The 24590-nt window shown below is 45.3% G+C and carries 17 protein-coding genes and 2 pseudogenes; 12 read left to right on the forward strand and 7 right to left on the reverse strand.

All coding sequences use genetic code 11. The features are described from left to right. The first annotated feature begins 4 nt into the window (after positions 1–4). Positions 5–527 (forward strand): annotated as a pseudogene (locus Vt282_RS19340) (NADPH-dependent FMN reductase). A gap of 89 nt (positions 528–616) precedes the next feature. On the opposite strand, the pseudogene adiA reads toward Vt282_RS19340, so the two are convergent. Further along, positions 617–2907: pseudogene (gene adiA, locus Vt282_RS19345) on the reverse strand (arginine decarboxylase). Positions 2908–2951: 44 nt separating this feature from the next. Beyond that, positions 2952–4295, reverse strand: a complete 1344-nt coding sequence (gene potE, locus Vt282_RS19350; protein ID WP_162064454.1) for a putrescine-ornithine antiporter — start codon at positions 4293–4295, stop codon at positions 2952–2954. Positions 4296–4683: 388 nt separating this feature from the next. Between potE and Vt282_RS19355 the strand changes: the two genes are divergently transcribed. The 5 genes from Vt282_RS19355 (at position 4684) to Vt282_RS19375 (ending at position 11023) form a co-directional block, all read left to right on the forward strand. After that, positions 4684–5286 carry a DedA family protein gene (locus tag Vt282_RS19355; RefSeq protein WP_162048525.1) on the forward strand — a complete coding sequence of 201 codons (603 nt, stop codon included), beginning with the start codon at positions 4684–4686 and terminating at the stop codon, positions 5284–5286. A 319-nt stretch (positions 5287–5605) separates the two neighbouring features. Then, the gene (locus tag Vt282_RS19360; RefSeq protein ID WP_162064455.1) at positions 5606–7354 is read left to right on the forward strand and encodes an SgrR family transcriptional regulator; all 1749 of its coding nucleotides are present in this window, start codon (positions 5606–5608) and stop codon (positions 7352–7354) included. A gap of 443 nt (positions 7355–7797) precedes the next feature. Next, positions 7798–8787 carry an ABC transporter substrate-binding protein gene (locus tag Vt282_RS19365; protein WP_162064456.1) on the forward strand — a complete coding sequence of 330 codons (990 nt, stop codon included), beginning with the start codon at positions 7798–7800 and terminating at the stop codon, positions 8785–8787. A gap of 87 nt (positions 8788–8874) precedes the next feature. After that, positions 8875–9774 (forward strand): ABC transporter permease, encoded by a 900-nt coding sequence (locus Vt282_RS19370; RefSeq protein WP_162064457.1) that lies wholly within the window; start codon positions 8875–8877, stop codon positions 9772–9774. Further along, the gene (locus Vt282_RS19375; protein WP_162064458.1) at positions 9767–11023 is read left to right on the forward strand and encodes a quaternary amine ABC transporter ATP-binding protein; all 1257 of its coding nucleotides are present in this window, start codon (positions 9767–9769) and stop codon (positions 11021–11023) included. The genes Vt282_RS19370 and Vt282_RS19375 overlap by 8 nt, the downstream gene beginning before the upstream one ends. A gap of 562 nt (positions 11024–11585) precedes the next feature. On the opposite strand, the gene Vt282_RS19380 is transcribed toward Vt282_RS19375, so the two are convergent. After that, a complete protein-coding gene (locus tag Vt282_RS19380) occupies positions 11586–12293 on the reverse strand; it encodes a lipoate--protein ligase family protein (protein WP_162064459.1) in 708 nt (235 codons plus the stop codon). Positions 12294–12512: 219 nt separating this feature from the next. Here Vt282_RS19380 and Vt282_RS19385 point away from each other — a divergent pair, with 219 nt between their 5' ends. Beyond that, entirely contained in the window at positions 12513–13136 is a 624-nt protein-coding gene (locus Vt282_RS19385; protein ID WP_415663458.1) for an HAD family hydrolase, read from the forward strand. Positions 13137–13176: 40 nt separating this feature from the next. Here the strand turns inward: Vt282_RS19385 and Vt282_RS19390 are convergent, their stop codons facing one another. Next, positions 13177–13794: an Lcl C-terminal domain-containing protein gene (locus tag Vt282_RS19390; RefSeq protein WP_162064460.1), complete on the reverse strand. Its 618-nt coding sequence runs from the start codon at positions 13792–13794 to the stop codon at positions 13177–13179. 56 nt (positions 13795–13850) lie between these two features. Further along, a complete protein-coding gene (locus tag Vt282_RS19395; protein ID WP_162064461.1) occupies positions 13851–15281 on the reverse strand; it encodes an Lcl C-terminal domain-containing protein in 1431 nt (476 codons plus the stop codon). A 562-nt stretch (positions 15282–15843) separates the two neighbouring features. Here Vt282_RS19395 and Vt282_RS19400 point away from each other — a divergent pair. From Vt282_RS19400 to brnQ, 5 genes are all read left to right on the forward strand, one after another. Beyond that, positions 15844–17220 carry a hemolysin family protein gene (locus Vt282_RS19400; RefSeq protein ID WP_162064462.1) on the forward strand — a complete coding sequence of 459 codons (1377 nt, stop codon included), beginning with the start codon at positions 15844–15846 and terminating at the stop codon, positions 17218–17220. Continuing rightward, positions 17217–18230, forward strand: a complete 1014-nt coding sequence (locus Vt282_RS19405; protein ID WP_162064463.1) for a CNNM domain-containing protein — start codon at positions 17217–17219, stop codon at positions 18228–18230. Before Vt282_RS19400 ends, Vt282_RS19405 begins: the two co-directional genes overlap by 4 nt. Before the next feature lie 168 nt (positions 18231–18398). Next, the gene (locus tag Vt282_RS19410) at positions 18399–18956 is read left to right on the forward strand and encodes a flavodoxin family protein (protein WP_162064464.1); all 558 of its coding nucleotides are present in this window, start codon (positions 18399–18401) and stop codon (positions 18954–18956) included. A 29-nt stretch (positions 18957–18985) separates the two neighbouring features. After that, complete coding sequence (locus tag Vt282_RS19415) at positions 18986–19801, forward strand: arylamine N-acetyltransferase family protein (RefSeq protein ID WP_162064465.1); 816 nt, start codon at positions 18986–18988, stop codon at positions 19799–19801. A 358-nt stretch (positions 19802–20159) separates the two neighbouring features. Beyond that, positions 20160–21485, forward strand: a complete 1326-nt coding sequence (brnQ, locus tag Vt282_RS19420; protein ID WP_162064466.1) for a branched-chain amino acid transport system II carrier protein — start codon at positions 20160–20162, stop codon at positions 21483–21485. A gap of 69 nt (positions 21486–21554) precedes the next feature. Here brnQ and fusA read toward each other — a convergent pair whose 3' ends face one another. Beyond that, positions 21555–23573, reverse strand: a complete 2019-nt coding sequence (fusA, locus tag Vt282_RS19425) for an elongation factor G (RefSeq protein ID WP_162064467.1) — start codon at positions 23571–23573, stop codon at positions 21555–21557. A gap of 263 nt (positions 23574–23836) precedes the next feature. Then, entirely contained in the window at positions 23837–24586 is a 750-nt protein-coding gene (locus Vt282_RS19430) for a DeoR/GlpR family DNA-binding transcription regulator (RefSeq protein WP_162048539.1), read from the reverse strand. Positions 24587–24590: the final 4 nt, after the last annotated feature.

Here is a 24590-nt window from a genome sequence, read left to right on the forward strand (position 1 = left end):
AACGATGAAAGTTTTAGCATTTGGCGCAAGCAACAACAAAAACTCAATTAACCAGCAACTGGCTCACTACGCAGCAGAAACAAATTCCAAACGCGGAAATCACTATGTTGGATATCGACCAACTAGAAATGCCAATTTTTAGTGATGAACGTGAAAAGCAATTGGGTCAACCTGAGCAAGCAAAACAGTTTTTTAGCGCCATTGGTGAAGCTGACATCATCGTGATTTCATTTGCAGAACATAACGGTTCATACACTGCCGCCTACAAAAATCTGTTTGATTGGACTTCACGCATCGACATGAAAGTATTCCAAGGTAAACCTGTGCTTATGCTAGCAACATCACCAGGCCCTGGTGGTGCAAGCAGCGTACTAGCGGCAGCTTCAGGTTCTGCGCCTTACTTTGCAGCCGAGGTAAAAGCAAGCATTTCACTGCCAAGTTTTTACGACAACTTTGATATGGAAACGGCACAAGTGACGCACGAAGAGTTTAATCGTCAACTGCTTGATGCGATTGAAACGCTGTAAGTTTTCAAATTTCACTGCCTACATACAGCAAACAAAGCAAAGGGCGCATATGCGCCCTTTGTTGTACCTATTGACTTAAAATAGCGAGGCTACTTTTTCACACACATTACGTGATACACCCCATCAATCACTTCCGTCCCTTCCGTTTCATGCTCAAAGCCCGGGAACTCTTTGTCCCACACTTCTAAGCTGCGCAGATAAGTAATTTGGGGGCTGGTACTGTCACCAAAACTCTCCCCTGACATCAACATCGGAATGCCCGGTGGGTATGGAATCACAGCGTTAGCCGCAATGCGATCTTGCAATTGATTCGATGGCACCATCTCAACATTATTATCCACAATGGACTCAAACGCTGCGCGTGGCGTCATTTTCGCTTCAGGAAGCGTAGAGTAAGCCGCATTCAATTTATCTGATGGTGTGTGTTGTTTGAGGTAACCAAACATCTTCACACTAAGCTCTTTCAAGCCCATCTCGCCATACACCTCTGGGTAGTTTTCGACTAACTCCGGCAACACTAACTTCAGTGGTGAGTTATCGTCATGGTGCTGCTTGAAGTGCAGTAAGGTGTTGACCAATGTTGCCCACTTACCTTTGGTGATCCCCATTGAGAACAAGAACATGATCTGAAAATCTGTGGTTCGTGTCGGTACGATACCAAAGCGAGTCAGATATTGAGTCACCAACGCTGCAGGCACACCGGTATCAAGTAAGGTGCCATCTTCACCCATACCCGGAGCAAGAATACTCACTTTGATTGGGTCAAGCATACACCAGTCTGCAGGCATGTCTTTGAAGCCATGCCATGCATCGCCTGGCTTCATAACCCAGAAATCTTGAGTCGAAGCGAGCAGTTGTGGATCGGCATCTTCAAATGGCACCTGCGCACCGGTTTGAGGATCGGTAAAGATTTCGGCATTCCAAGGTTTGAAGAACCAGTCGCCATCTTGCTCAAACTCACGATACAAACGCCCCATCGCTTGGCGATAATCGACCGCTTCATGAATCACTTCTTGAGTCAGTGAATAACCTCGATTGCCAGACATTTGCGATACCGCAATGTCATTGGATGCGCTGATCGCATACAGCGGTGAAGTCGTCGCATGCATCATGTACGACTGATTGAAACGCTGGAAATCAATCGTATCTTTACCGTGGCGCATATGAATGTAGGACGCTTGTGAAAGCGCATTGAGCAATTTGTGGGTGGAATGCGTTGCAAATACTGTTGGTTGGTCTTCGCTCTCAGTAGGCTCACCACGCATCGCAAAGTGGTCATGGTAAATCGGATTGAAGCGAGCATACCCGTACCACGCCTCATCAAAATGAATCCGGTTACTGCTATGAGCGAGAATGTCTTGCACTCGTTTGGCGTTGTAACACAAACCATCATAAGTACAGTTCGTGATCACCGCATACACCGCATCTTGCTCAGCATAGTCTTTGGTTAACGGGCTTTGCGCCGCTCGTTGTTTGAGTGCCGCCGCTTCCATTTGATCGGGGTAAATTGGCCCGATAATGCCGTAACGGTTACGTGTTGGGAGCATGTAAACAGGGCGAGCCCCTGTTAGCATCAAGCCTTGCTCAATAGATTTGTGACAGTTACGGTCACAAATCGCTAAGCTATTCTCTTTCATACATACTTGCATGATGGTGCGGTTGGCACCGGATGTTCCTGTCACCAATGAGTAGGATTTATCCGCACCAAATACTTTGGCTGCAAACGCTTCACTGTCACCAAAGTAGCCCGTGTGATCGAGCAAAGAACCTAGCGAGCCACGCTCAATCCCCATATCCGTACGAAATAGCCCTTCGCCATAGTAGTGATGGAAACGTTGACCTGCTGGTGTTTTAGTAAAGCCGACCCCACCTTGGTGGCCCGGCGCTGCCCAAGAATACTCATGCACATCATCGTAATTCATCATCGCATTCATTAGCGGTGGCAGTAGCTGATCTCGATAACGCTCCATTGCTGCCACGGCACGCCCGACAATGAAATCTGCGGTATCTTCAATCACCCATGCAAACTCATCAACTCGTGACATCAATTCACGACTGACCGACAAAGTGATCTTTTTACGCTCAGCAAGTAAGAATACTGGCACGCCTTGTTGACGACGATTAAGTTTATCAATCAATTTGAAGAATTTTTCGTTCTCTTCCGCTTGGCGTCCTGTCATTTGCGAAGTCAGCAGAAAACAATCCACGGCGATATTGGCGTTAAAAATTGAATAGCAATCATCAAAGAGGTCGCAACGGTGACATCGACACCTTCTGATTTAAACTCATCAATTAAGCGATTGATGGCGTTTTCTATCACCCCTGCTTTGACCGAATCGTTAAAGATTAACGCATGTTTCTTTTTTCCGTGATTACTCATAAGTTGTTATTCCTTTTCATGAAAATTGAACGGGTCAAAACAGATTATTGATTTTGCTCTTCTGAACTTGGGGATGACTCCACAGGCAGTGGCTGGGCATCTCGACTGGCAATAAACCCATAGAAGAAGTAGCCAAACAGCATGATCAGCGTGCCGTAGAAAATCGATTCTTGACCAGTGGCGTACGCGCCATAAATGCTGTAAACCACGGCGATAGAGCCGACAAATATTGACGTGTTGTATTCTGAACCACTGACGTTCGCATTGCGCAAAATAACGCCCAACGCCGTCAATGAGAGAATGTAAGGCACCATATTGATAAACACCGCCAGATCCACCAGCACATCGAACTGTTTCACCAGCGTTGGCGAAATGGTCATCACCGCCAAAATGATTTCCAATGCCAGCATGATCAACATACCTTTCACCGGCGCATCAAAGCGGTTGGTTTCACCAAACATTTTCGGGAACAAACGCATATCCGCTGCCGCTTTGGATACTTGCGCGTTAGTAAACTGCCAGCCAAGTAGAGAACCGATACACGCCACAACCGCCATCGCAGTGATCACTTGCCCGACAAATGGGTTAAACATCTGCGCAAACACTAAACCAAATGGCGCATCAGAAGCCGCAAGCATTGTATTCGGTACAATGCCTTGAATGACCGTAGTTGAGGCAACATACGTCACCGCAGAGAAGATGGTCGCAAGCATACACGCAAGTGGCACATTACGTTTTGGATTAACAACCGCACCTGAGTTAACACCAGCAGATTCAATTCCCAAAAATGCCCACAAGGTCAACGCTATCCCCGAAGACATCGCTTTAGATATCGACACATCGTGAGGGTTCCACCCCTCTTTGAAGGTTGTAGCATCAAACCAAAACCAACCGATAATTGACACACCAAGTACGGGGACAATGACCCCCCATACAGTGATCGAAGATATTTGACCGGTGATTTTTGCCCCTCGCATATTAGCAAGCAGCGTCAACGTTAGAATTAAGACCACGCCGATGAAGTTATGCATCGGGCTGGTTTTCAGCCATGGGATGAATGATTCAAGATAACCCACTGAAGTAACCGCAATGGCAACGGCACTGATCACTAGGCACACATAGTAGGTGTAAGAGGCGACAAAGAAACTGGATTTACCATGCGCTCGTTGAGCGTAAGCGGACATACCGCCGGATTCTTGGCAATACATACCACACTTGGCAAAGGCATAAGCAATACACAACGCGCCGATCGCCGTTATCCCCCACGCTAACAGCGCAATCCCCCCTGTTTCAGCCAAACTGGAAGGCAGTAGAATGATGCCCGAACCCATCATGTTGACGGTCACTATGGTGGTTAACCCCATTAACCCCATTTTGTTACTACTCATAGACGCTCCTCGTCTCGAAAACGCTGTCAAAAAGACAACCAAAAGAGTGCCGCGTTAGTTAACAGGCGAGATTGTTCCGACGACGATGACAAAAACATCCAGTTCAATGCCAAGAAAATCAGCGACAATTGAACCTAAGCATAGATAGTGAATTTTTAAACTGGCAAATAAAATTTGTCTTTGATGCGTAAGAGAATGGTTGAATAAGAGAAGAAAATGACTCAAGGCAGACAATCAGACTAAACTAGGAGAAGAATGCTGCCTGATTTGTCCAAAGGATGACCAATAATATCAGCGACATGTCATTTTTAATCTGAAATCCTATCGGTTTGTTGATTCTAAGTGAAAGCGGGAGTATTACAGCCTTTTTGAACAACGGGAGCTTCTATTGGAACACATCAATCAGCTGCTCGATGCTATGTCACCAGTACTCGACCATTATGGCTACCTTGCGTTAGTCGTCAGCATTTTCCTTGAAGGTATTGGTGTACCAATGCCGGGACAATCACTGATGATTGCCGCATCCATTTTAGCCTCTCGCGGCGTTATGCACTTTCCTATGGTAATCACAGTTTCTTGGCTATCTTGTTTCCTTGGTAACACTTGTGGCTATCTGCTTGGATACTACTTTGAAAGTTGGCTAGATAAGAAAGGCTACATCTCGGGTGAGAAATTCAAAAAGTTGCAACACGCAATCAAGAAATACGGCCCAGCATGTTTGGTTATCAGTCGCTTTATTGAGGGGATGAAGCAGTTTATGCCGTTGGCTTGTGGCATCGCCAAAATGCCGCTAAGAGAGTTTATTTTAGGGAATGCACTCGCAACCACGATTTGGGTTGCCGTCTTTAGCTTTGGTAGCAATTACATTTTTGCGCATCTGCACCAAATTGCGACGTTCTACACCAACCACCAGCTTCTGGTTTGGTCTATCGTCGCGATGGTATTTGGTTTAATGCTTGCGATGATCATCCATCGCCGAAAACAGCGCTAACGGTTACAGGCACAAAACAAAAGACACACAAAAAGCAGCAGTGAGAATCTTTCTCGGGGGTAGGAGCATATCGGCCCACTACTGCTTTTTCTATTCCTTTCCCATCTTCCACCGCTCAACATCCACTCAGTCAATGGCTGAATTCTCAATATGCAATCTAAGAAACCTCTCAATGACTTGAGCTTATCGAGTAGCTAGTGCTATTGTCAGGCAATATTAGGAAAAGAAATAGTGACCAATTTTATTTAGTTTGTTCCGCATATACCCCAATGTGTTGAACAAGGCCATTGGTACACAAATAATTTAGAGAATGGACCCTATGTCTGATTTGAATCTTCTGCGTTACTACACAAGGCTAACGCCTTTAGGCATTGATCAGGAAATCAAAATCGCACTCGCCGATGTGGCCAATACACTTTTTACCAGTACCCGCCATGCACGCAATCTACTGGGTGAAATGCATAAACTGGATTGGTTAAGTTGGGAGCCTAAAGTGGGTCGTAATCAACGCTCAACACTTAGGCTTAACTTGGCGTTAAACCAATTAAAATCTCAACTTGCAACCAAACGCATCGAACAGGGTAAGTATGAAAAAGCGTTGTCGATTTTAGACAATGATGAGCGCGCTTTTGGTCTACTTCTTCAAAGCACATCTGGTGCTAGCATGCGAGAAGGCCGTTTACATATTCAGCTCACCTATAAACGACCATTTGAAAAACTCGTGCCACACCAACGGCACCGCTCCAGTGAACGCTATCTAATACGTCAAATTTATTGCTGCTTGGTGAGCAGCGATTTTGATGGTGAATTGCAGCCGCAACTTGCCCACCATTGGCATCACGATGAAATGGCGTTGGAATGGACATTCTATTTGCGGCCAGGGTTAGTGTTTCACGATGGTAGCCCAATCGATGCGCATAGCGTCGCTGAACTCTTTAACCAGTTAGCCAAACTGGAACACTACCAACCCGATTTGAATCACTTGGTTCGCGCTTCAGCCCCACTAAACAACAAAGTCGTGTTTACTCTGAACGAGCCCGATCAAGGCTTTGCTGGGTTACTTTCTGGCATTAAGTTTTCAATTCAACCTTTGGAGCAGCTTGATCCGAATCATTCGAGTGCCATTGTGGGTAGCGGTGTATTTGAAGTGATTGAGCACTCAAATACAAAACTCAGCCTTCAAGCATTTGATCGCTATTTCGCTTGTCGAGCGTTGACCGATCTCGTAACAATCTGGCAAATTGATGAACGCGAGCTCAAACACAAGCAAATTGAAACTAACCACCCAGAGAAGCAAAGTGATCAACCTTGCCATCATTACTTAAGCTCGGAGCTAGATGAACGCTCTGATGCGATGCAGCAAACTCGCATTGAAGATGGCTGCATGTTTTTATTGTTTAACCAACGTAGTGAAGCCCCGCTAAACCTGAAACAACAAACCTATTTATCAACGGTATTAACGCCACAAAGCATTCATCAACAGCTGATTGATAACAAAAGAGCTTTTGCCTGTGAACATGCGGCAAATTTGCTACCCGATTGGCAAGGGGTCGCCCGTTGTGAGTCACTCCCTACTCAATTGCCAAAACAGTTAAGTATTGCCGTGTATGATTACAACGCCCTCGTCAATTGTGCCCATGCAGTTGCCGATCAACTTGCCCATCAAGGGATCAATGTTCAAGTGAATGTCTATTCGTTTCGCGAGCTCAACCGTTTATCAGAAACTCATCAGTTGAAAGAAAGCGTCATTGTTCACAACATCAACCTTGATGACAATCGCCATTCCTCGGCATTTTGCAGCCTGTTTAATAATCCAATATTGCAAGCCAGCATTGGCCCACAAGCGCAAGGCTGGTTAACAGAATCGCTCAAAGAATTGCGTAAAGAGACCGCTCTGAAGGATTATCTTTCAGCATTAGAACCAATTGCGACATCGCTTATCAATCAACACCTATTAAGCCCAATTTTCCACCACCGCCAAACCTTAAGGTTTCATGGTGTACTCAAAGATGTGGCGCTAACCAACTGGGGTTGGCCTGACTTACGCAACGTTTGGTCAACAGATTAATCAAAGCCTCAACGATTGAACGACTTGGTTTGCAAAAATCATTCACGATGGCTGCAAACCAAGTGAACTCTTCACTCGATGAACAATTCACTCAATAACCTTTCAAAAATAACTTCCCAATTTTGCGATCAAAGCTAAATGATTAGAATTCTAATTAATAGACCCATTTTTTGCACTGCCACTTTCATTCAAAAGCGGTTACATCGATTCAAACCTAGCTATTCAATGTGTTTATATAGGTATTTAGCGATATTTATAAAATAAGATGTGGTTAAGCCTGAATCACACAATAGTTTGAACTCTAACTAACATTCCTATAGTCTTATGATGTAACGAGAGCCAATTTCGTCATCGTAATGCTCTCCGTTTTACCCAAATCTGTACTGGCATGAAGCTGCAAATAGTCAGGTGGGTAACAAGTAAAATTTAGAAAGGATATCGAAATGAAACTTAAATTAGCGTCTTTGATAATGGCAGGTCTTGCCACAACTCAAGTATCAGCAAACGAATGTGGGGATGTCACCATTGCTGAAATGAATTGGAACTCTGCCAGTCTAATTGCCTACCTCGATCAATTCATTCTCAACGAAGGTTACGGTTGTAATGCTTCACTCGTTCCCGGTGATACTATGCCAACAGGCGCTTCAATGGTTGAAAAAGGTCAGCCAGATATTGCGCCTGAAATGTGGACCAATGCCCTCAAAGAATCACTCGATCGCGGTGTTGCTGAAAAGCGTTTACGTTATGCTGGCAAAGCACTGGTTGAAGGCGGTGAAGAAGGTTTTTGGGTTCCTAAATACCTCGTCGATCAATACCCAGAGATCGCGACAATTGAAGGCGTGAAAAAGCACGCTGAGTTATTTGAACATCCTGAAGATCCGGATGCATACGCTTTTTACAGCTGCCCAGCAGGCTGGAACTGTCAAATCAGTGCCGGCAACCTTTTCAAATCCATGAATCTCGCTGATGCTGGCTTTGCCATTGTAGACCCTGGCTCAAGCGCTGGTTTATCGGGTTCAATCGCTAAAGCGTACGAGCGTGAAGAAGCATGGTTTGGTTACTATTGGGCACCAACCGCCATCTTAGGCAAATACGACATGGTAAAAGTGGACTTTGGTTCAGGCGTCAACCTTGATGAATACGTGAACTGCGTAAGCCAGGAAGATTGTGACAATCCTAAAACCACTATGTATCCGCCATCACCAGTCAGCACGGTTGTGACAGAAGAATTTGCCGTTCGCTCGCCACAAGTTCAAGAGTATTTGAACAAGCGTGGCTTCACCAATGACCAAATGAACCAATTACTTGCATGGATGGAAGACAACCAAGCAAGCGGTGAAGATGCAATGTTCCACTTCCTTGAAACCTCTCCTGAAACTTGGAAACAATGGCTACCTGCTGATGTCGCAGACAAGGTCTCTAAAGCTCTTTAATCCAACCAATATTCACATACAGACCTGTACTTACATCTGTAGTTCTGAAGCGGCTTAGGCCGCTTCAGCAATGATAAGGAATTTCATATGTCTGACCAAAACTGGCTAAGCGAGTTTCCCGCCATGGAACGCGCAGACTTGCGAGCCATTCGTAAAGCATTAGACGGCGCTTATCGCGACTTTTCCCGCGAATACGGTGACTTAATCGAGTCGCTGTTTGATCCGCTACTTTCATTTCTGGTGTGGTTTGAAAAACTGCTCCTTGCCACTCCTTGGTTTGTCGTCCTCGCAGTGTGCTGTGGCTTAATTTACCTTGCTAGCCGTTCATGGAAACTAGTCCTTGGTTGCGGCGTATCCATGATGTTAATTGGCTATTTTGGCATGTGGGATGACACCATGCGCACCCTGAGCATCATTACGGTTTGTACCCTACTGTCAATAATTCTGGGGATTCCCATTGGCATTGCCATGGCACGCTCCAATCGCGTTCAATCGGTAGTGACTCCCTTACTGGATATCATGCAAACCATGCCAGCCTTTGTGTATCTTATTCCGGTAGTGATGCTACTTGGTCTAGGTAAAATTCCGGGGCTGATTGCCGTGGTGATCTATGCGATTCCACCAGTGATTCGCCTCACAAACCTTGGCATTCGCTTGGTAGATAAAGAAGTGCTTGAAGCTGCTACCGCTTTTGGTGCCAGCAAAAAACAGCGTCTGTTTGGCGTGCAGTTACCGCTTGCGATGCCAACCATCATGGCAGGTATCAACCAAACCATTATGATGGCGCTGTCAATGGTAGTGATCGCCTCTATGATTGGTGTTGCTGGCCTTGGTCAGCCAGTATTGAAATCCATCACCAACCAATATTTCACTCTGGGTCTGCTTAACGGCTTTGCCATCGTGGCGCTGGCGATACTGTTTGATAGAGCCTCTCAAGCCTACGCGAAACGTACTCAAGCCCACCTAGGAGATCTCAAGCATGACTAAACCACTGATTGAAATCACCGGACTATACAAGGTGTTTGGTCGCGCACCACACACGGTGATGGAGCAAGTAAAACGCGGCGACACTAAAGAACAAGTGTTAGCCAACACCGGACATACCGTCGGTCTAAAAGACATTAACCTCAACATCAACCAAGGTGAGATCTTTGTCATCATGGGTTTATCTGGTTCGGGTAAATCGACACTTATCCGTCATTTTAACCGCTTGATCGATCCTACAGAAGGCAAGATCGTGGTAGAAGGCGTAGACGTGATGCAGCTATCTAGCCAAGAGTTGGAAGAGTTTCGTCGCTATAAAATGTCGATGGTTTTCCAACGTTTTGGCCTGTTGCCTCACCGCAGTGTGATCGACAACGTCGCTTATGGATTAGAGATTCAAGGCATCGAAAAAGCAGAGCGCTATAAGCGCGCACAAAATTGGCTTGATACAGTTGGCCTTACTGGTTATGAAAAACAGTACCCAGCCCAACTCTCAGGCGGTCAGCAACAGCGTGTCGGTTTAGCTCGTGCCTTGGCGACCGATGCCGAAATTCTGTTGATGGATGAGGCCTTTTCAGCACTCGACCCGTTGATCCGCAGTGAAATGCAAGATCAGCTGATTGAACTGCAACAGAAACTGCATAAAACGATTATCTTTATTACGCACGACCTCGACGAGGCACTGCGTATTGGTGACCGTATTGCGATACTCAAAGATGGTGTGTTGGTGCAACAAGGCACACCGGATGAAATTTTACTTTCGCCAGCCGATGATTACGTCGAAGCCTTTGTAAAAGATGTGAATCGAGCACGAGCATTAACGGTAGAAACCGTCATGCAACCACCCGCATTGCGTATTACCGCTTCAACCATTGAAGAAGCTCTACTGCAAATGAAGCGTTCTAAACATGATTATGGTTACCACGTGACAGATGAAGGCTATCAAGGACTCGTGACTCAGGAGAGCCTCATCGATGCCGTTGCAGACGACAGTTGTGAAGATTGGCACGAAGAAATTTATGAATCAGTGCCTGTTGTCTCACCAGATACCGCGATCGAAGAAGTGCTAACAGAAACCATTTCATCCGACTATTCATTACCTGTGGTTGATGAAGAGGGTCAACTTCAAGGTGAGCTTGAGCGCAATGCCGTTGCGGAGATTTTCTCTGAACCAAATGTTGATGAATCGATCAATGAGTCAAAAACACTACCAAAAAAGCCAAGTGATCCTTCTTTAGATAAGGCGAGTTGAGTTCACTGACTAAAACAATGTTCAAGTGTTTGAGTATTTCACTTTCCAAGTCATCCTTATTAGGGTGGCTTTTTTTATTTAAGAAAGGCAAAAAGGATTAGTGGAATTTATCGATACAGCAATCAACGCATCACTCATTTAATAACAACCATAAGAGTGGGTTGATTACCGCATCATTTTCAAATCCATGAAAGGCTGGTTACTAAACCCATTGTAGAGTCAGTAACAAAACTACTGCTGATGTAGATAGAAACATAGCCGCAAGCGTCAATACTTCTTCTAAAACAGAAACTTGCTGAACATGTTGCGGTTCTGCTTGAGTAGTTATTTCAGTGTCCGACATTGATAAAAGTGCTGAGTTCATAATCTCGACCTTATGTAATCAATTTTCAAAAGACAGTGCAAATATTAACCTTAATGTGACGCAAGTCAAATTATTTTCGTAATATAATTACACCATTTTTCCATAAGATGAGATTAGCTGGTCTAATAATGCACTAAGGGCTCGATTTTATAAAATTAGCTCATTGATCACTGCGACTTAAATATCTTCATCCTTGTTTTAGTGTGGCGAATGCTGCAAAAATGCATTGCTCAACGCTTGAAATAAATTATCGACACTGGGTCTTTGTTCGATATGTTGATACAAACTGGTATGGGCATACGCATCAATTTGTGCGGTATTACCGCAGATTTGATTACATAAAATCACCGGTTTCACGATTTCTTCGGCATTGGCATCAATGATGATACAGGCTTGCGATAGCACCACCTGGCCGCCCCCTTTTTGCAACAGTACTCGTTGAGCCGTACCGACAATTTTTTGCTCACCAATATTGAGGTTATAGTCACCGTCACAGTAAGAATTTGGTGTCGCGTGCACTGCAACCTCAACACCCAACCCTTTAAAGAATTCGATTAATACATCACAAAGCTGCAGATAGGCGGCTTTAATATCGTAGGGTTTATCTTGTGGCCAATGATAAATATGCGAAAGATTAATAATACCTGGCAGTTGCGGCACGGGAGCGCCGCCAGTTTTACGCGCAGTGAGCTGCCACCCTGTATCATCAAGCGATTCAATTAACATATCGCTCACTGGCCATTTTTTACCGGCGGGTAGAACCAATGTTGGCTCTCTGGCTTGCCACAGCAGCAATACTTGATCGAGTTGATTACTTTTCACTTGTTCTATCAATTGATGCTCTTTATCAAACAATGTTTGAGCATCGATCGCTGCGTAGCGAATGATCTTATTTTTGCTCGCCATACTCGATTCCATCTCCATTGCATTACTGCAATTTATTGTCTCACCCTGCAAGGTAACAACTTATAAGCTGAAATTACAGTGTTCAAATTTGTTCGAAAACCGTTGCCGACAACACTATGTGCAACCAATAATTCTATTACGATGCGTTTGCGATCTCAGAACGAATTCGTCATTGTGAGAAAATAGGATTTGAACTGATTGTAAAAACAATAGGAGCGAATGATGCAGCCACAAACCCAAATTAAGCATGTCATCTTTGATATCGGTAATGTCATCGTTCGCTGGGCCCCGCTGGAAATTGTCCGCTTAACCTTTGGTGACTCACCTCGCGCGGAAACTCTGGCTAAACAAATTTTTCAATCAACACTGTGGCGAGATATTAATCTTGGCAAACTCAGTGAGGCAGAGCTTAAAACCGCTTTGCAAGCAGAGTTTGAGTTGTCCGCATTACAAGCGGATATGCTGATGTATTATGTAAAGCAAACTCAGCTTGAATTGTATGGTTCGGTAGAGTTGATTAAGCGAGTCAAAGCGGCGGGTTATGGCGTGTATGCGCTATCAGATAACGTGCATGAAATCGTCGCCTTTCTAAAACAGCAATATGACTTCTGGCCGCTATTTGATGGCGCCGTAATTTCGGCCGAAGTGGGGTACTTAAAACCTCAATCTGAGATCTATCAAATTTTACTCGAAAGCCATCAACTTTGCGCCAAAGAGTGTGTATTTATCGACGATATGCCACACAACGTAGAAGGCGCCAAAGCCATCGGCATGGCCGCAATTCAATTTGAAAATGCGCTGCAGTGCCAGCAGGCACTCCATCACCTTGGGGTTAAAATATAAACCACCCTCACTGACATTCCGTATTGAAAAGCCATCGCACTCACTTCAAGAGTTGCAAGCTTACCCAAAAACCAATTACTGTCGGCACCAAAAGTATTCGTCTGTCATATTCGCTTTCGAGGCTTTGATCGAAGTTGTGGCCGAACAAAAATCGACGCCCATGCACCAACAACGTCGCCAGCGTAGGCGAGGAACTCCAATAACGAATATCCGTATCCATGTCGATGAAAAATACCTCTACATTAATTGCAGGGAGACTACATGTCGATTCAATAATACTGGCAAGCTCTTTGACGTTCGGTAAGCGCCAATCGTCATATGCCGCTACTCCGTCATCAGTGCCAGTCTCCTCGATAGGACCTGAGCGATAGGATTCGGCTTGCACAAGAGCCTGTTGCCATGAAAACACCAGTGTCTCTTCAGTACATCGCCTATTTGCGGCATCCCACTTTTGGCCAACACTGCAGCGCATCCACATTAACCCGGTTTTCGTATCGGTCACGGTGCCATCTTCAGCCCCTTGGCTGTCTTTGTTCATCACAAAACGCGTTGTCGGTGTCGTTGGTATGGCATTGTCTAGACACACTTGTTGCGCTAAAACGGGTTGGACAAGCAAGCTCATTGATGCCAACCCAAGGCCATAAATAATCGATTTCATCGTTTACCCCTAGCAAACAAATTCAAACCTAATCACAGTTAATCCAAAAAAAACGATTACTGTCCGGCTCGCACCAAACGAACAGCGGCTCTATCCCACAACTTGTTTAAGCCCCAACCACTGCCATCGTTAAATGAAACGACGAGCACGATATGAGGGTGGCTCAAGACCAAAATGGTATTGGAACCCCAGTAATAGCCTTTTTTTGTGTTGGGGAAAAAGGCAACATCAATCGCGGGTTTTATGCGCCCAAAATCAACCAGCGAATTAAGTTCCACAAGCGTTGGCATGCGCCAATCCGTATGTCCGCACAACGCTACTTGGTTAACCGCAACCACATATTGTGAGGTATCACAATTCCCACTCTCACAATCTCCAGCACCTTCTACGCCCGCTCCGCCGCCATTAACATTTTCATCGTCGTTATACCAAGTGTAAGTATGAGCGGCATCTCTTAAACCACCTTGACCTGGAGGTGTTTTTACCTCCCACATTAAGCCGGTGATATTATCTTGCACGCAGTCCCACTGCGTGGCTTCAACAGGCAAAACCTCACCACTCGCACTAATTTTACTAAAACTAAAACCAGCGCTACCGTCCGCATTGGAATTTAGCTTGCTATTACTGTCTCTTCCAACTAACCCATCTTGCCCAGGCAATACGTTGGGAGTTAGCTCACCGCTCTCATCATAGCAATCAACTTTGCTGCCATCGCCTGTGTCGCATTGCGTAATACCGGTATCGTTAATCGCATATTTTCTAAACACATTATTATCCGAGGTCGAGGTGATAATTTGCTGAATAACCTTGCCTTGATTATCCAATTTCACCACTACGACAAGATCGCTGATTTTTTTTACGTCCCCCGCCAACGCAATTTGATCTTTTACAATTTCGATCAGCTTAGTAAGGTGTCGCTGTAAATGGATCGCCGTATTGTTATTAGCGGTAGCATCACTACCATAATTACCAGCGAGAGACTCTTGCAGCGTAAGCGCTACACTGCGCCCCAAAATATGAGCAACAATCGCTATTTCATCACCTTGATCTGCCTTTGCAACGTAGTCACTAGTCAGTAAATCCTCCGTCAGTTGCAAATCCGCATCGGCATATAATGGCGACAACATCGCACTATCAAAGTGAAGCAAGGTGGTAAATGGCGTAACCACAGTATTTCCCGCATCAGCGATCATTTCATAGCTGCGCAGTGCCGTGCCGCTATAGTCCCTATCCACGGTTTGCCCTGCGACAATACGAATGATAACGGCAGAATTTAACGCACTGACCGCGAGTTCTATTTGCCCATTCGCATCTGTGGTCCCGGCTAACTCATCGGCCTCTGCAACACCATTTTGGTTGGTATCGAGGTAGACTTCGGCATTACTTAGATAGCCATCAATCGCCGTGAAGCTCACTCGCTCTGCATCACCACAAGCCCCAAGAGTGAGTGATGTGATGATCATTGCCACAATTTTACTGATTTGCATAACATGTCCTTTAAATACATTCCGTTTCAAAGACATCGAAGGATTCGCTGAATATTTAAGTCGAGCGTATCAGAGAGGTTAAAAAAAAGTGTGACGACAATTGCAGGTGGGATTAGCCAAGATAAGTAAGAGATAACATTGTTTACAAACTGCAGAGCGCAGCAATAAAAGTGTGATAGACGAATGAAATACTGACGCTGGCAAATGAGAGAACAGTCACACACCCACGTTTTCACTAACGAGCTGGCAACTGAAGCACATTGATTCAGGTACAATTTTGTAACCAGCAGTAACTCGAATCACCTTAAATCCCTTCGCCCAGCGAACGCTAGATGGTTGAGATCGCCCGCCGCTATTAGCCCTTATCCTTTTTGGCTCATTTCGATAACCAATACAGACTCGTAATCTAAGTACTCAGCAAACTATTATTCGCTAGACGAGTTAAATTAGGCCGAAATATACTCCTCGCGTGTTTTATATATGAGGAAGTCTTTGTGGACCCTAGTCTGAACAAATGTGTCGGATATTACAGCCTTTCACTCGTTAAAAGGCGGAAACAACAATGATAGAAACCTACCTAACTCTGCTTTTTGGCATTGTGGTTATTTTGGCGATAATTTTTGCGAACGGTTATTTTGTTGCTCAAGAATTCGCTTATATGGCCGTCGATCGCTCTCGATTAGCAACCTTAGCCGCCACTGGTGATGAATCTGCCAAGCGCGCTTTCTCTGTAACCAAACGCACCAGTTTTATGCTGTCGGGCGCTCAACTTGGTATCACCGTCACTGGCCTAGTGCTAGGTTTTGTGGCTGAACCATTAGTTGGCGAGTCCATGGGACTGATCTTACAAAGCTTTGGCTTCTCACTAGAAGTCGGCGTCACAATCGGTACTTTAGCAACGCTAGGTATTGCGATGATCGTGCAGATGATCGCTGGCGAGCTGTACCCAAAAAACCTTGCTATTGCTAATCCAGAGCCAATGGCACGCTTGTTAGCTCGCTCGACCCTGATTTATCTCTCAGTATTTGGTTGGTTTATCAGTTTCTTTGATAAATCGGCAAACTTACTGCTGCGTGCGGTACGTATCGAGCCAATTCATGATCTGGATGTCAGCGCATCAGAAGAAGATTTGCACCATATCATCGCTAACTCTCGTGATAGTGGTGACTTACCGGTTGAACTGTCTTTGATGATGGACCGAATCCTCGATTTCCCTGAACAAGACGTTGAACACGCGATGGTGCCGCGCTCGCAAGTTGACTGGGTGGAGCCAGAAACCACCATCGACCAACTTATCCCACTGATGGCCCGTGCTCATACGCGTTACCCAGTGATCAATGACGATGATGCACCGGTGGGTGTGGTTCACTTAGCGGATATCTTGCAAAAAATCGACGCGGGTGAAACGGATTTAACCGTCGCTTCCATTATGCGTCCTGTCACCGTTTTGCCGACATTGATGCGCCTACCGAATGCCCTAACGCAGTTAGTGGATTCAACCAATCAATTAGCTTGTGTCATTGATGAATATGGCGGTTTTGCTGGCGTATTGACCATTGAAGATCTGGCGATGGAAATCGTTGGTGAAATCACCGATGAGCATGATTTGACCACAGGTGAAACCATGGTCGCTGAAGGCAGCGATAGCTGGCTAATGGAAGGCGATGTCCATCTCGATGAGTTAACTCGTACCATCGGCTACGAATTACCACGAGAAAACGTTGAGACCATTGCTGGGCTACTTATTGCTGAACGTGGTGCGCTACCAGAAGCCGGAGAAAAAGTGACGATCGACTTGCCAATCGATCCGTCTGAGCTCGCTGCGGGTGAACCTATCTTGCGTCAACTAGAGGTCGATGTATTGCGTATTGAGCGCCATGTACCCACTGAAGTTCGAGTCAAACTGGTAGAAAAACCAATGTTGGAGGGTGAGCAATGAACGACGCTTTGATTGTCATTCTACTGACCGTAGCTCTTATCGTATTAAGCGGATTTTTCGTCATTATTGAATTTGCTTTACTTGGTGCCCGTCGACATCGATTGGAAGAGATGGCACTTGAAAGTGCCTCAGCACGCGCTGCATTACGTGGCATGAACGATCTAACCTTAATGCTTGCAGGTGCTCAATTAGGTATTACTTTCTGTACGTTTGCACTTGGTGCAGTCACTAAGCCTGCCGTCGACCAATGGCTTGGCCCAGTGCTCCTTGCGGTCGGATTACCTGATTGGCTGGCCGATGGTGCCGCATTTGGTCTGGCGCTATTTTTTGTCACCTTCCTGCATCTGGTTGTCGGTGAAATGGCGCCAAAATCATGGGCAATTGCCCACCCAGAAAAATCGGCGTTGGCGATTGGTGTTATTGCTCGTGCGTATGTGTGGCCGCTTCGCCCGCTGCTAAACTGGATCAACCGCATTGCCAACCGCTTGGTAAAAGCATCGGGAGTCGAGCCAGTTGAGAGTGCCGCTGTCGGCGGACAAGACATCAACACGATTAAGCAGTTAGTCGAGCACTCCGGTGCCGTTGGCACGCTCAAACCAGACACTCAACGCCAGCTATCAAGTCTGATTGACCTCAGCTCGATTGCGGTAGAAAGCCTAGTAACTGAAGGGCAAGTGATGGCGCATGTTGATCAAAATGCCACGATTGCCGAAGTTCGTGCGATTGCGATGGAATCTGGACACTTACGCATTTTGCTATTTGGCTCAAAAGGGCTAAAACCACTGGTGGTTCACGTACGAGATACTCTGCTTGAACCAGTCGACAAAGCGGCAAAAGAAGTGGCGCGCAATGCGTATATTCTCGATGCTGAGACTCCGGTTTACGAAGCGCTAGCACTAATGCGTAAAGCGAGCGTGCAGCTCGCAGTGGTGCGCAAAAATGGCGCCATGATTGGTGTCGTCACACTGGCCGATATTCTCAAACGAGTATTACCAACCAGCCAACAATAATCACCACGATTAAGCCTCAGAGTCATTCTGAGGCTTTTTTATCGCCTTTCAGCGCTCCAACACGCTTTTTCGCTCTCAGTTAAAAAATCTTTCAAAAAACGCTTTACCTCAAGTTAAGTTGAGGTTTTAAAGTGCGTTCCAGTCGTCTTTACCCGCAAGGAAATTAACATGCAGACACTGGTTTTATTCTCCAGCGCCAATCCACAAGGCAATACCGCGAAAGTGGTTGAAAATGTGGCTAAGTACAGCGAAATTGAAGTGATTAACATCGATAAGCTAACTATCTCTGCCTACAACTATCAAAATCAATATCCGGTGGATGATTTTTATCCTTTAGTTGAAAAAATGCTGCAAGCTGACAATATTGTGTTTGCCTCACCGGTTTATTGGTCAGCGATGACGGCACCGATGAAACAACTGTTTGACCGCATTACTGAGCTAACCGATGTCAGCCACCTTAAACCGAAAGGACGTGCTTTAGCGGGCAAGTGTGGCTTTGTGATCGCCAGTTCGGCATCACCGCAAATGTGTGAAGTGTTTGAGCAAATGTTTGCTAAGTTTTTCCGATATTTTGATATGCACTACGCTGGCAAGTTGCATGCAAGTGGTGGTGACAAGGTCGTGATTGAACCCGGTGAATTGAGTGCATTTATTGCGGCTCTGACAACAACAAAACCATCAAAACTACCAAAACCAGAACAAGCTTTGGCACCAGCCAACGCATAACCACTGAAATAATGGACTTACAGTTAGCCATGAATACCCCAATTAAGCACTACCTAGCCGCGCTCGATATTCCAAACCCGCTGACGGGCTTAGAACGCGTCAACTATATGATTGCCAAACATCAAAGCTTGTTTGCGTTTAGCAGTGTCAATGTCGTACTCGAACGAGATCTGCCACTGGATATTGAATCGATTGTGGATCGCCTCGTAACCAAGCGCCAAGGCGGGTACTGCTTTGAACATAACAAGCTGATGCAACTCGCACTTGAGGAGCTTGGGTACGAGGTACGCCCTATCCTTGCCCGTGTACTGTTAGATGGCAATGAGTTGAACCGCCGCTCACATCGCTTTACGCTGCTCACCATAAATAGCAAACAATATGTGGTTGATGTCGGCTTTGGTGTCGATACCCCACGAGAAGCACTGGCGCTCGAAAACCAAACCTATAGTTGGCATCAAAACCAAGTAAGAGTGGTTGTTCAGCAAGAACAACACTATCGCATTGAACAGTGGTATGAACAAAACTGGCGTACGTTGTATCGCTTCGATTTAAGTGAAACCACCGAAAGTGACTGCGATGCGAGCCATTTCGTCACCCATCAGTTCCCGCAAAGCAACTTTGTGAACAACTTAGTTGTGTCAAACATTGCTGCTAAAAGTAGAAATTTGGTACGTAGATTAGAGTATTTTGCATATAACGATCAAAATGGCAGTGAAGAACAGCTGGTGATTACCTCAGCCGAACTGCTATACCAAATCCTCACAGAGAAAATGCAGTTAATACTTACCAAAGAAGACGCAGAACGCTTGTTTATCCATCAAACCGAGCGTGCCATCAAAGGCTAAATGTGTGGTTATTGCACGGATGCAATAACCATATCTCACTATGAATACAGTTTTATAATTGGCAAAAATAATTAAATTTGGTGTAAAATTCGCTTTACACGCTGGGGTTTCCGTTCTAATTTAAATCATCTTTTATTAACAAGTGTATCAGTGATGTTGCTAAATACTCATTACAATCAGATGCTTTCTGACACTGCTCCCCACTCGGGTGCGGCTACACTTGTCTCTGTCGTTATCGTCATTATCTGACGCTGACGACTTACTTATTCGTCAGCGGTGCTGGCGGATACGAATACAGAACTCACCCTCTTTCGACTCTTCCAGCAAACTGACCTAACACTCAAAGGGAGTAATTAGTTTGAACAGAAGAGAGCTTACCGCCATTGGTTTTATGACCTTCGCCTTGTTTCTTGGCGCTGGTAACCTTATTTTTCCACCATTGATGGCGCAACAAGCCGGCGACAACTGGTTATTGGCAATCGCAGGTTTTCTGGTAACTGCGGTTGGTTTGCCTGCACTCGCACTACTGATTTTGTCGCGTCTACCAAGTGTTGAGCATCTTGCTGCTGGCCTACCAAAATGGATGGACCGTAGTTTCTGGATGCTGATTTTCATCACTATCGGCCCTGCATTTGCACTGCCTCGTGCAGTAACCGTGGCTTATGAAATGGGGATTAAACCGTTTTACTCCGGCAATGGCCTACTGCTGTTTTCTGCGATTTTCTGCGGTTTGACACTACTACTTGCACTTAAACCTGGTCAGTTGGTGCATTACATTGGCAAGGTAATGACGCCAGCGCTTATTCTTATGCTGACTGCACTCACTCTGTTTGCGCTGTTTAACCCGTTGGGTGATGCTTCTGAGGCCATCGACACTTACCAAAAAGCGCCAGTCATAAATGGTTTAACTCAAGGCTATATGACGCTCGACGCCCTTGCTGCCTTAGTATTTGGTTGGGTAATCATCAATGCTGTTCGCACGGCGAGCGCCTCTAAACCTGAATCAAGCCAACGTAATATCACTGTTATCATCGCAATTTATGCGCTGTTGATGTCGCTATGCTACCTATCGATGGGTTATTTAGGTGCGACGTCTTCTGATATCGCAGCCAATGCGAGCAACGGCGGTGCAATTCTAGCGGCGTATGCTGTGGGTCAGTTTGGTTTCGTTGGTAAAGTGATGTTAGCGGTGATTACGCTGCTGGCCTGTTTAACAACCACGGTAGGCATCACAACGGCAAACGCCCACTATCTGAAAAACACGTATGGCGTGAAGTTTGCGCTCAGTGCAGCGGGTATTTCCCTATTAACGGCCATCATCTCAAATGTCGGCCTAGAAACACTGATTCAAGTGAGCTTACCGCTCATTCTGATTCTGTGCCCAATGGCGATTGCACTCGTGATGGTTGTGGTTTTGCTACCGAATAAATCGACTAACGGCAAACGTACTATCTCTAAAAGCCAAACCTTTACTGTTACCATCGCTGCACTGTTTGGCACCTTAGATGCATTTATGATCGTGGGTAAACTGCCTAGCTCAATCATGGCGTTTGGCCAACAATGGTTACCATTGTTTAATGAAAACTTATCGTGGTTGATGCCTGTGATCATCACCATGTTCGTATTCAAAGCTGCTCGTCAGCTCTCGCAAAATCAACAAGCCGAGACAGCAAGCGCTCAATGATTGCTTGAATAAACAAAAACCCCCAGCCTATTTGGGCTTGGGGGTTTGTTATTTGGAATCGTAGTCGACCTATTCTACTGGTTGCTCACAGACTCGTTTTTGCACTAAAGGAGGTGCCGGCTCATAGTGACTCAACGACATGTTAAAACTGCCCTCTCCGCCCGTTATCGCGCGTAATCGCCGCGCATAATCTTGTAACTCGTTGGCCGGAGATTTCGCTCGTAATAGCGTAAAATTACCATCAACGGGTTCCGTTCCTTCAATTAAGCCTCGATTTGCAGAAAGATCACCAGACACGTCCCCTACATTAGTCGTTGGTATGCATAGTTCCAATTGTACTATCGGCTCAAGTACTATCGGATCGGCATTATGGATAGCGTCTAAGAATGCTTTTTTACCTGCAATCACGAACGCAATTTCTTTTGAATCTACGGAATGGTACTTACCATCATAAACCGTAACCTCAACATCTTTGATCGGATTGCCTGAAATCGCCCCTTCCTCCAATGCTTGCAGTATGCCTTTTTCTACCGCAGGAATAAGAGAGGTTGGAATAGAGCCACCCACGACTTTATTGATAAATTGGAAGCCGCCTCCGCGCTCTAGTGGCTTAACCCGCAATTGCACTTCACCAAACTGCCCGGCGCCACCACTTTGTTTTTTATGACGGTAATGCCCTTCAGCCGGTTTGGTAATGGTTTCAAAGTACTCAACACTTGGGGTCGACGTTTCCACTTCAAGCTTATATACACTGGCCATTTTTTCTAAGGCAATTTTCAGATGGAACTCCCCTTGCCCACTTAAAATGGTTTCATTGGTACGCGCGCGATGTTCAACGCGAAGAGAAGGATCTTCACTGACGATTTTGTTGAGTACATCCCCCAGTTTTTGCTCATCACCACGTTTAATCGGTTTTAGACATAATGAATACATCGACGCTGGGAAATTCAATGTTTTTAGTTTTACGCCATCTTCTTCATGCGAGTCATGGACAATAGCGTCAAACTCCAGCTCATCTACTTTCGCTAATACACAGAAATCCCCGGCTAACGCCTTGCTAATCTCAGTGCGGTTCTTGCCTTGCAATTGATATAGATGCCCAACTTTAAACGCTTTATTACTTTCTCCAACATAGAGTTGGCTACCCGCATGAATTTCGCCTTGATAGACACGCAAATAAGCGAGCTTACCCATATAAGGGTCAACACTCACCTTGTAAACGTGCGCCACACTGTGCTCTAAGGTGTCACAGTTCACTTTAATCATTTTACCGTTTTTCTCTAGCAGTGGCGGGTTACCTTCATTTGGCATGGGCATGATTTCAGCCATTGTTCTCAACAGTAACTCCACACCAGCCCCAGTTTGAGCTGAGACAAAACAAATTGGAATTACATGGCCTGTTCTCAGAGCTTCCTCAAATGGATCGTGCAGTTGTTCAGGTGTCAGCTCAGAGCCTTGCTCTAAATAAAGCTCCATTAATTCTTCATCAACCTCAATGACCTGATCAATCAAGGTTTCGTGTGTCGCTTCAACACTAGAGATCAGAGTCGCTTGCTCTGTCTGTGGTTCAAAATAGCAATCCACCACAGATTGAGCATCGGCCGATGGCAAGTTGATCGGCAAACAATTATCACCAAAATGTTCAAAAATGCTTTCCATCAGCGCTTCTAACTGACCGCCATGGTTATCCAGTTTGTTGATGATGATCATTTGACACATCTGCCGATCTTTAGCAAAAGCAAAAATACGTTCAGAGGTTTGGTTGATGGGCAATTGTGGGTCAATGATTAATGCGGTGGTTTCTACAGCGGGAAAGACACTCAGCGTTCGTCCGAGTAATTCATTTTGCCCGGGAGTATCGATAATATTGAGACGGTGTTCCTGCCAACTGAGGGCGACGGGTGTCGCTTCGATACTGTGTTGATATTGAATAGATTGATCGTCAAAGTCGGTGACGGTATCGCCTTTTTCGACACAGCCTAAATGAGTGGTGGATTGGCAGGTAAACAGCAGCTTTTCGATTAAAGTCGTTTTACCCGTTCCCGTTTGGCCGACAAAAGCGATATTGCGGATTCTATTGATGGGCATAGAGCCTCCTTACAAATGACACGTCGAACGGAGTTAACGCAGCAATGCGTACTCAGTTCTAAGGTAAACCTGAAGTCAGGTTACGAACGGCATTGAATCGGCGGGATTACCGCCCCATCGTCTGCCATGTCATTTTTCGGATCACTCCATGCATATCCCCACCAAATATAAGGTTGATGATAAGTCATCTAAGCATGGCTCAATATCCACACAATTTATGTGACTAATTTCATTTTATTTGAGAGAGATATCTATCTTTCGGTTTATTCCGCGATTACAAATTCTATGTCGTTGTATTCGTAATAATTGCTTGGTAATTGATTGGTGACAATTGAATTGATGCCTTTCAAATCCACAAAACATGAGAGTGATTTTTTATTGAATTTCTCGCCATCACAACATACTACCACGCGTGTCGCTTGCTCACACATCAAACGTTTAGTTTTACCCAGTGAGATATCGGCGGCAAATGCGCCTTGTGGGTTAATCGCGTTAACCCCGATAAATGCAATATCAACGTTAAGCGTTTTCAACACCGCATCATAATAATCGTGATAGGTGCAGTGGTATTGGTTCTTAACGAAACCACCTAAAAAGTAGAGCTTAATACCGTCGAACAGTTCCAAAATCTTGGCGATCTCAAAATCGTTGGTGATCACGGTAAGGTTTTTCTTGTCTTTTAAGGCACTGGCAATATGCACCGTGGTGGTTCCGGTATCGAGTAACACCACTTGATTGTGCTGAATTAAGGCCGCGCATTTTTTACCGATGCGAATCTTGTCGACTTTATTGGTATCACTGCGGGAATCAGAATTAACTTCAACTTGAATTTTACTCTTCGACATCGCACCGCCATAGGTTCGGTCTAACAGCTCTTTGGCTTCAAGTTTTTTTAAATCGTTACGAATTGTCGCTTTGGTAACAGAAAATTGGCTTGCGAGATCATCTACCGTCACTTTGCCAAACTGCTCAATTGCTTCAAGAATTAGTAGGTGTCGTTCTTCTGCAAACATGGTT

It is taken from the genome of Vibrio taketomensis, from assembly GCF_009938165.1.
Classification (GTDB): domain Bacteria; phylum Pseudomonadota; class Gammaproteobacteria; order Enterobacterales; family Vibrionaceae; genus Vibrio; species Vibrio taketomensis.